Source organism: Enterobacter sp. NFIX58, assembly GCF_900110475.1.
GTDB classification, from domain to species: Bacteria; Pseudomonadota; Gammaproteobacteria; order Enterobacterales; family Enterobacteriaceae; genus Enterobacter; species Enterobacter quasiroggenkampii.
In genome coordinates, this window is sequence record NZ_FODW01000003.1 from 514,567 (window position 1) to 527,136 (window position 12,570).

The 12,570-nt window shown below is 56.6% G+C and carries 9 protein-coding genes; 4 read left to right on the forward strand and 5 right to left on the reverse strand.

Annotation, left to right across the window (positions count from 1 at the left end; genetic code table 11):
• Nucleotides 1-39: 39 nt before the first annotated feature.
• The 4 genes from BMW97_RS15760 to BMW97_RS15775 form a co-directional block, all read right to left on the reverse strand.
• Complete coding sequence (locus BMW97_RS15760) at nt 40-741, reverse strand: DnaA inactivator Hda (protein WP_213014348.1); 702 nt, start codon at nt 739-741, stop codon at nt 40-42.
• Nucleotides 742-836: 95 nt separating this feature from the next.
• Nucleotides 837-2,126 carry a uracil permease gene (uraA, locus tag BMW97_RS15765; RefSeq protein WP_032675304.1) on the reverse strand — a complete coding sequence of 430 codons (1,290 nt, stop codon included), beginning with the start codon at nt 2,124-2,126 and terminating at the stop codon, nt 837-839.
• A gap of 86 nt (nt 2,127-2,212) precedes the next feature.
• Nucleotides 2,213-2,839: a uracil phosphoribosyltransferase gene (gene upp, locus BMW97_RS15770; protein WP_008501641.1), complete on the reverse strand. Its 627-nt coding sequence runs from the start codon at nt 2,837-2,839 to the stop codon at nt 2,213-2,215.
• Nucleotides 2,840-3,053: 214 nt separating this feature from the next.
• Nucleotides 3,054-4,484 carry a 6-phospho-beta-glucosidase gene (locus BMW97_RS15775; RefSeq protein WP_045908581.1) on the reverse strand — a complete coding sequence of 477 codons (1,431 nt, stop codon included), beginning with the start codon at nt 4,482-4,484 and terminating at the stop codon, nt 3,054-3,056.
• Between the two features lie 266 nt (nt 4,485-4,750).
• Between BMW97_RS15775 and purM the strand changes: the two genes are divergently transcribed.
• From purM to ppx, 4 genes are all read left to right on the forward strand, one after another.
• A complete protein-coding gene (gene purM / locus BMW97_RS15780) occupies nt 4,751-5,788 on the forward strand; it encodes a phosphoribosylformylglycinamidine cyclo-ligase (RefSeq protein ID WP_025758936.1) in 1,038 nt (345 codons plus the stop codon).
• On the forward strand, nt 5,785-6,426 hold the full coding sequence (purN, locus tag BMW97_RS15785) for a phosphoribosylglycinamide formyltransferase (protein ID WP_021241814.1): 642 nt from the start codon (nt 5,785-5,787) through the stop codon (nt 6,424-6,426). The genes purM and purN overlap by 4 nt, the downstream gene beginning before the upstream one ends.
• Before the next feature lie 220 nt (nt 6,427-6,646).
• Complete coding sequence (gene ppk1, locus BMW97_RS15790) at nt 6,647-8,707, forward strand: polyphosphate kinase 1 (protein ID WP_025758934.1); 2,061 nt, start codon at nt 6,647-6,649, stop codon at nt 8,705-8,707.
• 3 nt (nt 8,708-8,710) lie between these two features.
• Entirely contained in the window at nt 8,711-10,249 is a 1,539-nt protein-coding gene (gene ppx, locus BMW97_RS15795) for an exopolyphosphatase (RefSeq protein ID WP_008501646.1), read from the forward strand.
• A gap of 4 nt (nt 10,250-10,253) precedes the next feature.
• Here the strand turns inward: ppx and BMW97_RS15800 are convergent, their stop codons facing one another.
• Nucleotides 10,254-12,494 carry an EAL domain-containing protein gene (locus tag BMW97_RS15800; RefSeq protein ID WP_045908580.1) on the reverse strand — a complete coding sequence of 747 codons (2,241 nt, stop codon included), beginning with the start codon at nt 12,492-12,494 and terminating at the stop codon, nt 10,254-10,256.
• Between the last annotated feature and the right edge of the window lie 76 nt (nt 12,495-12,570).

The window sequence follows — 12,570 nt, forward strand, 5'->3', positions numbered from 1 at the left end:
TATGTAGGCCGGGTAAGGCGCAGCCGCCACCCGGCACAACTATAGCTTCAGAATATCTTTCACAAACGGAATGGTCAGCTTGCGCTGGGCGGTAATGGAGGCGCGATCGAGCTGATCCAGCGTGTCAAACAGCGTACGCATTTCGCGATCCAGCCGCTTCAGCAGGAAACGGCCCACGTCTTCCGGCAGCTCAAAGCCGCGCTGCTTTGCGCGCAGCTGTAGCGCCTGAAGCTTATCTTCGTCCGACAGCGGCTGAAGCTTATAGATTTGGCCCCAGTCCAGGCGAGACGCCAGATCCGGCAGTCCCAGATTCAGCTGGCGAGGCGGACGATCGCCGGTGATCAGCAGCCGGGTTTTGCCCGATTCCAGAATGCGGTTGTAGAGGTTAAAGATCGCCATTTCCCACGGCTCATCCCCCGCCACGCATTCGATGTTATCGATGCAGACCAGGGAGAGATGTTCCATCCCCTCCAGCACGTCAGGGACAAACCAGGTTCGTTTATCCAGCGGCACATAGCCTACCGCATCACCGCGCGCAGAGAGCTCCGCGCAGGCGGCATGCAGCAGGTGGCTGCGCCCCGCGCCTTCGCGTGACCAGATATAGATGTATCCGCTGTGTTCCTGACGCAGCACGTTTTGCAGTGCAGCCAGTAAAGAGGGGTTATCACCCGGCCAGAAACTCGCAAACGTTTCGTCGTCAGGGAGATAGAGTGGCAGAGAGAGCTGTGCCGGTCCGTTCAGAAGTACCTCAACCAGATCTGACATAAAATCGGCATGGAGTTTAACACGGAACCTGCAAGGAGAGAACCGGGCGGATCGTCCGCCCGGTTATAGGATCAGTGTGACGCTTTTTCGTTTTCGTCAGCGTCCAGCACCACCTCTTCCGGACGGATCACGGAGATCAGCTTGAAAATCAGGCTCAGGCCCACGCCGACGATGGTTGCCAGCGCCATGCCTTTCAGCTCGGCCGCGCCGATGTGCACCTTCGCGCCGCTCACGCCGATAATCAGGATCACCGACGTCAGGATCAGGTTCTGCGCCTTGCTGTAATCCACTTTAGATTCAATCAGCACGCGAATACCGGAGGCACCAATTACCCCGTACAGCAGCAGAGACACGCCGCCCATCACCGGAACCGGGATGATCTGAATCGCTGCCGCCAGCTTGCCGACGCAGGAGAGCAGAATGGCGATGATCGCCGCGCCGCCGATAACCCAGGTGCTGTAAACGCGGGTAATCGCCATCACGCCGATGTTTTCACCGTAGGTGGTGTTTGGCGTAGACCCAAAGAAACCGGAGATGATGGTGGAGAAACCGTTCGCAAACATGGAGCGGTGCAGGCCCGGATCGCGGATTAAATCGCGCTTAACGATGTTCGCCGTTACCACCAGGTGGCCGACGTGCTCCGCAATCACCACCAGCGCCGCAGGCAGAATGGTGAAGATCGCAAACCATTCGAAGCGCGGCGTGTAGAAGGTTGGCAGCGCGAACCAGTGCGCCTCGGCAATCGGGGTGGTATCCACCACGCCCATCACGAAGGAGAGCGCATAGCCTGCCAGCACGCCGATCAGGATCGGGATAATCGCCATAAAGCCGCGGAACAGCACGGAGCCAAACACCGTTACGCCCAGCGTCACCAGCGAGATGATAATGGTTTTGGAATCCGGTGACTGGCCGTCCGCAGGCAGCAGACCGGCCATATTCGCCGCCACGCCCGCCAGTTCGAGACCGATGACGGCCACGATGGCACCCATCGCCGCTGGTGGGAACATCACGTCCAGCCAGCCGGTCCCGGCTTTCTTCACGATGAAGGAGACCAGGCAGAACAGTACGCCACACATGATAAAGCCGCCCAGCGCGACCTCATAACCCAGCGGCAGCAACAATAACACCGGAGAGATAAAGGCAAAGCTTGACCCGAGATACGCCGGGATTTTGCCTTTACAGATGAAGAGGTACAGCAGCGTACCGATGCCGTTGAACAGCAGCACGGTAGCCGGGTTAATGTGGAACAGGATTGGCACCAGCACGGTTGCGCCAAACATGGCGAACAGGTGCTGCAAACTAAGCGGGATAGTCTGTAAAAGCGGCGGTCTTTCACTCACCCCGATAGCACGGCGCGTCATAGTGTTTTCCTCTGAGTAGTATCGTTGTTGGTGTTTTATTCAAAAAAAAGCCGACTATCAAAGTCGGCTTATTTATCGTTATTCGATTATTTCGTACCAAAGATCTTATCGCCGGCATCGCCGAGCCCCGGGATGATGTATCCGTGCTCGTTCAGGCCCTGGTCGATAGAGGCGGTATACAGCTCAACGTCCGGGTGCGCTTTTTCCAGCGCCGCGATCCCTTCCGGTGCCGCAACCAGCACCAGCACTTTAATGCTGCTGCAGCCCGCTTTTTTCAGCAGGTCGATAGTGGCAATCATTGAACCGCCGGTTGCCAGCATCGGGTCAACCACCAGCGCCATACGCTCGTCGATGTTGGACACCAGCTTCTGGAAGTAAGGAACTGGCTCGAGGGTTTCTTCGTTACGGTAGATCCCCACCACGCTGATGCGCGCGCTTGGCACGTGCTCCAGCACGCCTTCCATCATGCCGAGACCGGCACGCAGGATAGGCACGACGGTAATTTTCTTACCTTTGATCTGCTCAACCTGTACCGGACCGTTCCAGCCTTCGATGGTGACTTTTTCCGTTTCCAGATCAGAGGTCGCTTCGTAGGTCAGCAGGCTGCCGACTTCAGAGGCCAGTTCGCGAAAACGCTTCGTGCTGATGTCATGCTCACGCATCAGGCCCAACTTGTGTTTAACGAGTGGGTGTTTCACTTCCACAATCTTCATTCTCTTTCTCCTCTGAATGGCATCCGCAAAAAAATCGCGGGATTATACCGCTTTTTTCGGATTAGGCCATACCCATGTTGCTTGACAGGGATCAAGCAAAGACAAAAAACCGGAGATACGTCTCCGGCTTAAGTGCGGGTTCTGCCCGGTGGCGCTGCGCTTACGCGGGCCTACGTGTAGTGTAGGTCGGGTAAGCGTTAGCGCCACCCGACAATTACAGGTTATCCCCGTTGCTCGCGATCACCTGCTTATACCAGTCGAATGACTTCTTCTTGCTGCGGTTCAGCGTGCCGTTGCCTTCATTATCTTTATCGACAAAGATAAAGCCGTAGCGTTTTTTCATTTCACCGGTACCGGCAGACACCAGGTCGATACAGCCCCACGGGGTATAGCCCATCAGGTCTACGCCATCTTCCGCCACCGCTTTTTTCATCTCGCGAATGTGGGCGGCCAGGTAGTCAATGCGGTACTGGTCGTTCACCGTGCCGTCGCTCTCCTGCACGTCGATTGCGCCAAAACCGTTTTCAACGATAAACAGCGGAAGCTGGTAGTGATCCCAGAACCAGTTGAGGGAGTAGCGCAGCCCCACCGGGTCAATCTGCCAGCCCCAGTCGGATTTCTGCACGTACGGGTTGGAGACCAGGCTCTTGCTCTCGTCATAGTCCAGCTGCGGGTTGTCCGCCGTCGCCTTGGTGGCGAAGGACATATAATAGCTAAACCCGATGTAATCCACGCAGCCCTGCGTCAGCGCGGCTTTATCTTCTTCGGTGATATCGAGCGTGAAGCCGCGACGTTCGAAGTAGTTGAGCAGATGCTGCGGGTACTTGCCGCGCACGTGCACGTCGGTGAACCAGTAGCGGCGGTGCATGGCGTTCATCGCCATCATCATGTCGTCCGGCGCGCAGGTCAGCGGGTAGATTGGGCACATGGCAATCATGCAGCCGATCTGCAGGGACGGGTTAATCTCGCGCCCCGCCTTCACCGCCAGCGCGCTGGCCACCAGCTCATAGTGTGCGGCCTGGAACATCACCGGCTCACGGTCTTCGCCCGGCGCGTACTTCAGCCCGGAGTTGGTGAACGGCGCAAAGTCTTCATGGAAGTTGGCCTGGTTGTTGATCTCGTTAAAGGTCATCCAGTACTTCACTTTATGCTGATAGCGCTGGAAAACCACTTTTGCAAAACGAACGAAGAAGTCGATCAGCTTACGGTTGCGCCAGCCGCCGTATTCGGTGACCAGGTGGAAAGGCATCTCGAAGTGAGAGAGGGTAATAACCGGTTCGATACCGTACTTCAGGCACTCGTCGAACAGGTCGTCATAGAATTTTAGGCCAGCCTCGTTCGGCTCACGCTCGTCCCCTTTCGGGAAAATGCGCGTCCAGGCGATAGAGGTGCGGAAGCATTTGAACCCCATCTCGGCAAAGAGTTTGATGTCTTCTTTATAGCGGTGGTAGAAATCGATGGCATCATGGTTAGGGTAATTTTTCCCCGGTAGCACGCCGTTGGTGATTTCACGCGGCACGCCGTGCGCGCCTGCAGTCATGACGTCGGCTACGCTTACCCCTTTACCCCCTTCTTTCCAGCCGCCTTCCAGCTGGTGCGCCGCAACCGCACCGCCCCACAGAAAATCTGCTTTAAATCCTGACATTCGCTTTCCCTCATTCTGCGTTATTTTCTGCAAAAACAATTACAGAAACCGGTTTCAGTTGAATGATGTGCAAAGCCGTTTCGGGTTGCAAGGAGAATACCGAAACCGGTTTCATTTTCGTGAACAGACGCAAGTTTGGGCGCACTGGCAGGCTGCGCGTAAAAAAAGATCCTTTCGCCGAGAATAGGCTCGCAAACGTTTGCCTGGACTGTTAGAATTGCGCCGATTTTTCTTACTAGCTATGCAATCGCGTGGGGATTTAAGCCGTGACCAACAAAACTTCTCTCAGCTACAAAGATGCCGGTGTTGATATTGACGCAGGTAATGCGCTGGTTGACCGAATCAAAGGTGTGGTGAAAAAAACCCGCCGCCCGGAAGTGATGGGGGGTCTGGGTGGATTCGGCGCACTGTGCGCGCTGCCGCAAAAATATCGTGAACCTGTTCTGGTCTCGGGAACTGACGGTGTAGGCACCAAACTGCGCCTGGCGATGGATTTAAAACGTCACGACACGATCGGTATCGATCTGGTCGCGATGTGCGTGAATGACCTGGTGGTTCAGGGCGCAGAGCCGCTGTTCTTCCTCGATTACTACGCGACCGGCAAACTGGACGTGGATACCGCGGCAAGCGTCATTAATGGTATCGCCGAAGGGTGCCTGCAGTCTGGCTGTGCGCTGGTCGGCGGTGAAACCGCGGAAATGCCGGGCATGTACCACGGCGAAGATTATGACGTCGCAGGCTTCTGCGTCGGCGTAGTAGAAAAATCAGAAATTATTGACGGCAGCAAAGTGGCGGATGGCGATGTGCTGATCGCGCTGGCCTCCAGCGGCCCGCACTCCAACGGCTACTCCCTGGTGCGTAAAATCCTCGAGGTGAGCGGTTGCGACCCACAGACGACCGAGCTTGAAGGGAAACCGCTGGCTGACCATCTTCTGGCCCCAACCCGCATCTACGTGAAGAACGTGCTGGAACTGATCGAGAACGTTGACGTGCACGCTATTGCCCACCTGACCGGCGGTGGCTTCTGGGAAAACATCCCGCGCGTGCTGCCGGACAACACCCAGGCGGTGATCGACGAGTCCTCATGGCAGTGGCCAGCGGTCTTTAACTGGCTGCAGACCGCAGGCAACGTGAGCTCTCACGAAATGTACCGCACCTTTAACTGCGGCGTGGGCATGGTTATCGCCCTGCCGGCAAGCGAAGCGGATAAAGCGGTCAAGCTGCTGACCGAAAAAGGTGAAAACGCGTGGAAAATCGGTACGATTAAAGCCTCCGATTCCGAACAGCGTGTGGTCATTGAATGAAAAACATCGTGGTGCTCATTTCCGGCAACGGAAGCAATTTGCAGGCCATCATAGACGCCTGCAAGCAGAAGAAAATCAACGGCACCATTCGGGCAGTATTCAGCAACAAGGCCGACGCGTTCGGCCTTGAGCGCGCGCGGGAAGCGAACATACCCGCGCACGCGCTGGAAGCCAGCCAGTTCGCCGGGCGTGAAGCCTTTGACCGCGAGCTGGTTCAGGAGATTGATGCCTACGCGCCGGACGTCGTGGTGCTGGCGGGCTATATGCGCATTCTGAGCCCGGCCTTTGTCGCGCACTACGCCGGACGTTTGCTGAATATTCACCCTTCTCTTCTGCCGAAATATCCCGGCCTGCACACCCATCGTCAGGTTCTGGAAAACGGCGATGAGGAGCACGGCACCTCCGTGCATTTCGTGACCGACGAGCTGGACGGCGGTCCGGTTATCCTGCAGGCCAAAGTCCCGGTCTTTGACGGCGACAGCGAAGAAGACGTGACCGAACGCGTGCAGACCCAGGAGCATGCCATTTACCCACTGGTGGTAAGCTGGTTTGTCGACGGGCGTCTTGAAATGCGCGACGGCGCAGCCTGGCTGGATGGCGTGAAGTTACCCCCACAGGGTCATGCTGCCGAAGAGTAGTCTCTTTGAATTGCCCGGCGGCGCTTCGCTTGCACGGGCCTACGATCCCGTAGGTCGTGATAAGCGCAGCGCCCCCCTCCCCCAACCCTCTAAATTCCCCAACAAAAAAAATAACTGTCATACTTTTCTGGCACTGTTGGACATATCGTGGAAATGCTCGCCATAATAAGGACGAGACGGATTTACCACGTCCTGTGATTGAACTGGAGTGTGAGCTGTAATGGGTCAGGAAAAGTTATATATCGAGAAAGAGCTAAGCTGGTTAGCATTTAACGAACGTGTACTCCAGGAAGCGGCTGACAAAAGTAACCCGCTGATCGAACGCATGCGTTTTTTGGGCATCTATTCCAACAACCTGGATGAGTTCTACAAGGTTCGCTTTGCCGAGCTAAAGAGACGCATCATCATCAGCGAAGAACAGGGCCTAAACTCGCACTCGCGGCACCTGCTGGGCAAAATCCAGTCCCGCGTGTTGAAAGCCGATCAGGAATTTGACGGCCTGTATAACGAACTGCTGCTGGAGATGGCGCGTAATCAAATCTTCCTGATTAACGAACGTCAGCTTTCCGTTAACCAACAAAACTGGCTGCGCCACTATTTTAAACAGTACCTGCGCCAGCACATTACCCCGATTCTCATCAACCGCGAAACCGATCTGGTGCAGTTCCTGAAAGATGACTACACCTATCTGGCCGTAGAAATTATTCGCGGTGAATCCATTCGCTACGCGCTGCTGGAGATCCCGTCCGACAAGGTCCCGCGCTTCGTGAACCTGCCGCCGGAAACCCCGCGCAGACGCAAGCCGATGATCCTGCTCGACAACATCCTGCGCTACTGTCTCGACGACATTTTCAAAGGCTTCTTCGATTACGATGCGTTAAACGCCTACTCGATGAAGATGACCCGTGACGCCGAATATGACCTGGTGCACGAGATGGAGGCCAGCCTGATGGAGCTGATGTCCTCCAGCCTGAAACAGCGTCTGACGGCCGAGCCGGTGCGCTTTGTTTATCAGCGCGATATGCCGGACGCTATGGTAGAAATGCTGCGCGAGAAGCTGACCATTTCACGCTATGACTCCATCGTGCCGGGCGGCCGTTACCACAACTTTAAAGACTTTATTGGCTTCCCGAACGTCGGCAAGGCCAATCTGGTGAACAAGCCGCTGCCGCGCCTGCGCCATCTGTGGTTTGATAAATTCCGCAACGGGTTCGACGCCATTCGCGAGCGCGATGTTCTGCTCTACTATCCGTATCACACCTTTGAACACGTGCTGGAGCTGCTGCGACAGGCCTCGTTCGACCCGAGCGTGCTGGCGATCAAAATCAACATCTACCGCGTGGCTAAAGATTCCCGCATCATCGATGCGATGATCCACGCCGCGCACAACGGCAAAAAAGTGACCGTGGTGGTTGAGCTGCAGGCGCGCTTCGACGAAGAGGCGAACATTCACTGGGCGCGCCGTCTGACGGAAGCCGGTGTACACGTGATCTTCTCCGCGCCGGGTCTGAAAATTCACGCCAAGCTGTTCCTGATCTCCCGTAAAGAGGGCGACGACGTGGTGCGATATGCCCACATCGGTACCGGGAACTTTAACGAGAAAACGGCGCGAATCTATACCGACTACTCGCTGCTGACCGCCGATGCCCGCATCACCAACGAGGTGCGCCGGGTCTTTAACTTTATTGAGAACCCGTACCGTCCGGTAAGCTTCGACTATCTGCTGGTCTCGCCGCAGAACTCGCGCCGTCTGCTGTACGATATGATCGATAAAGAGATCGCCAATGCCCAGAAAGGGCTGTCGTCCGGCATCACCCTGAAGCTCAACAACCTGGTGGACAAAGGGCTGGTAGACAGGCTGTACGCCGCGTCCAGCTCCGGCGTGCCGGTTAACCTGCTGATCCGCGGCATGTGCTCGCTGATCCCGGAACTGGAAGGCATCAGCGACAATATTCGCGTGATCAGCATTGTTGACCGCTACCTGGAACACGATCGGGTCTATATTTTCGATAATGCGGGTGATAAACAGGTCTATCTCTCTTCGGCAGACTGGATGACGCGCAATATTGACTACCGAATTGAAGTCGCGGCACCGCTGCTGGATCCGCGCCTGAAGCAGCAGATCCTCGACATCATCGAGATTCTGTTCAGCGATACCGTGAAAGCACGCTATATCGACAAAGAACTCAGTAACCGCTATGTACCGCGCGGCAACCGCCGCAAAGTGCGGTCGCAACTGGCGATTTACGACTATATCAAATCACTCGAGCAACCCGATTAACCTATGCCGATAAATGATAAGACCCCACGCCCGCAGGAATTCGCCGCGGTCGATCTAGGCTCTAACAGTTTCCATATGGTCATCGCCCGTGAGGTGGATGGCGCGCTGCAGATCATTGGTCGTCTGAAGCAGCGCGTGCACCTGGCGGATGGCCTTGATGAACGCAGCATGCTCAGCGAAGAGGCAATGGAGCGTGGGTTAAACTGCCTGTCGCTGTTTGCTGAACGCCTGCAGGGCTTCTCGCCCTCCAGCGTCTGCATCGTGGGCACCCACACCCTGCGTCAGGCGCTGAACGCGCCAGAGTTTCTCAAGCGGGCCGAAAAAGTGATCCCCTACCCGATTGAGATCATCTCCGGTAATGAGGAAGCGCGTCTGATTTTCATGGGCGTCGAACACACCCAGCCGGAAAAAGGGCGCAAGCTGGTGATCGACATCGGCGGCGGTTCTACGGAGCTGGTGATCGGCGAAGACTTTGAGCCTCGCCTGGTGGAAAGCCGCCGTATGGGCTGCGTCAGCTTCGCGCAGATGTATTTCCCGGGCGGCACCATCACCCGCGAGAACTTCCAGCGTGCGCGTATGGCAGCAGTCCAGAAACTGGAAAACCTGGCCTGGCAGTACCGGATTCAGGGCTGGAACGTGGCGCTGGGCGCGTCAGGCACCATCAAAGCGGCGCATGAGGTGCTGCTGGCAATGGGTGAAAAAGACGGGTTCATCACGCCCGAACGCCTGACGCTGCTGACCGACGAAGTGCTGAAGCATAAAAGTTTTGACGCCCTCAGCCTGCCGGGTCTTTCCGACGAGCGTAAGGCGGTCTTCGTGCCGGGGCTGGCCATCCTCTGCGGCGTGTTTGATGCCCTCGCCATTAAAGAGCTGCGCCTTTCCGACGGCGCGCTACGCGAAGGCGTGCTGTACGAAATGGAAGGCCGTTTCCGCCATCAGGATATTCGCAGCCGCACCGCGCAAAGCCTGGCTAACCAGTACAACATCGACCGCGAGCAGGCGAAGCGCGTGCTGGACACCACGGTGCAGATGTACGAGCAGTGGGAAGAGCAGAATCCGAAGCTCGCGCACCCGCAGCTTGCCGCGCTGTTAAAATGGGCCGCGATGCTCCATGAGGTGGGGCTGAACATCAACCATAGCGGGATGCACCGCCATTCGGCCTATATTCTGCAAAACAGCGATCTGCCTGGCTTCAACCAGGAGCAGCAAACCATGATGGCGACCCTGGTGCGGTATCACCGCAAAGCCATCAAGCTCGACGACCTGCCGCGCTTCACGCTGTTCAAGAAAAAGCAGTTCCTGCCGCTCATTCAGCTGCTGCGTCTTGGCGTGCTGCTCAATAACCAGCGTCAGGCGACCACCACGCCGCCCACGCTGAAGCTTAAAACCGACGACCATCACTGGACGCTGAGCTTCCCGCACGACTGGTTCAGCCAGAATGCGCTGGTCCTGCTGGACCTGGAAAAAGAACAACAGTACTGGGAAGCGGTCACTGGCTGGCTGCTCAAAATTGAAGAAGAGAGCGCTGACGTCGCCGCGTAACGGTTCAGGCGTCCGCGCAGGACGCCTCCGTTTCCAGCAGTGATTCAAGCGGCGCTGGCCTGCCAATCAGATAGCCCTGCACATAATCGATGCCTAGCGCGTGAACCGCGCTACGTATTTCCTCGGTCTCGACATACTCTGCCACCACCAGCATCTTCTTCATGCGCGCCAGATGGCAGATAGACGCCACGATCTGATAATCCAGGCTGTTGTTGACGATATTGCGGATAAAGCTGCCGTCGATCTTGAGAATGTCGGCATCCACGCTTTTCAGCCGCGCATAGCTTGCATAGCCGGTCCCGAAATCATCAATTGCAATGCGTACCCCCATTTTCTGCAACTGCTGGAGGATGTGTAGCGCCTGCTCCCCGCTGCCGAAGGTGCTGCACTCCGTCACCTCAAAAATCAGCTGCCACGGCTCAATGGCGTATTTCGCCAGCAGGCGACTCACCTCAAGCGGGAACGGCACCCGGCATACGGTTGAGGGGGCCAGATTAATGGCAAAACGCTGGCCGGGCAGGCTCTCGCGATGCGCGGCCAGGAAGCGCAGCGTATGCTCAAGCACCCACAGGTCCACCCGGGAGGACAAACCAAACTCCTGCGCGACTGGCAGGAACTGGTCGGGAGAGATCAATAGCCCGTTTGTATCCGGCATCCGCAGCAGGACTTCGTGATAGCGATCGCCACGCAGGCCGCGAACGGGTTGAACCAGCAGGGTGAATTCGTCGTTATCGAGCGCCTTTTGCAGGCGGCTCATCATCGCGACTTTATCCTTCAGGCTGCGCTGCAAATGGACGGCACCACGCTGCTGAAGATTTTCCGGATGGTTTGAGGAGAGTGACAGATCGGCCACCACCCCCAGCTCACCCAGCACCAGATAAAGATGGTTAACCGGGGACCGGACATAGCAGTAGCTTACGCCCACCTGCGGCTGCAGCGGCATGCCGTCCCAGACAAAGCGGAACTGCTTGATATGCTCGTCCAGGGTTTCAATTCGCTGCTGGTGCGATTCCGCGTTGAGCCGCACCGCCATGTCATACCCGGTGAGGTGATACACCTGCTCGTTGGGCTGGAGGGTACCGTTTACCCACTGCGCCAGCTGCTGTTTGTACAAAATACGCAGCAGCACGCCGTAATTTCGGCCCAGAATTTCCAGCTCCGGAATGCGCAGCAGGCAGAGCGCCGACCACGGATTCTTCGCCAGATCGCGCGACAGCGCCCGCAGGTTAGGCATATGGACGACCGGGTCGAGCAGCGCCAGCCTGCGGGAACGTTTATTCACGGCGCGCTGGCGAGTCGCCAGCATCGACATATAAATCACCACAAACGAGAAGACCAGGTAACTGGACGAGGTGATCGCCAGCTGAATGTCATACCCCTGGTTCAGCGGGATATAGTGATAATAGTAGTGAATTGACACCAGCAGCACCGGCGTCCAGATCAGCGATATCAGCTTATAGCCAAAACGCATCGCGCCCCAGAGCATCACCGGCATCAGCAGCGACAGGGTATAGTTTGTGGTGAATATGGAACTGTTTTCATTCATCGGGAGCAGCAGCAGCGTAAGCAGTCCGCCTAGCGCAATCGCCCACAGCACAAACTCAGCGACCGTCACCTTTTTGTCTATCTGGGCACGGATCTGCGAGAAAAGACTTTTAATATAGCGCGGATGACGAATCAGGCGGATCAGCAGATAGCTCAGCGGCACGCCCGTCAGCCCGCTGACCAGCAGCGCCTGGTAGTTGATGAGCGTACGAATATTAAGAGGGTTTAATCCCGCAAGGCTCTGGCGGCTCTCATACACGCCCAGATACACGGCAAACTGAAACAGCACCAGAAACAGCGTCGCGGGGCAGAAGGCCTGCCAGAAGATGCGCTGCGCCATCAAGCGGATGTCGCCGTACGCCGTCATATTGCGTCTGGGCGCAAACACCCGGTAGCCGCCCCAGCTGAGCACTAAAGGGACGATAAAATGGAGCACACCGGCAACCGTTTCAAACATCCCGACCGACGGGTAATAGCGGATAAACAGGGATAATACGATCCCGGGCAGCGCTTCCAGGCCAAAGAACATCATCAGCGAAAGCAAAAATGAGAGCGGTAAATAATAGAGTGCCACAATGCCGTCGCCCAGTTGCGTAAACGTATTCGCAACGCTCAGCGCGGGAAGTAAAACCACAGGTAAAATAAGCGGCAATGCCCACCAGCGGTTTGCATTGTTTTTCAGGAAAGCGAGAATAGTCATAGATGCCCGGTTAAACCCCTATCGCTCCAGAGGGAAATAAAGACAGGCATCCAACCTGACGTACGCGCCGCCCGGC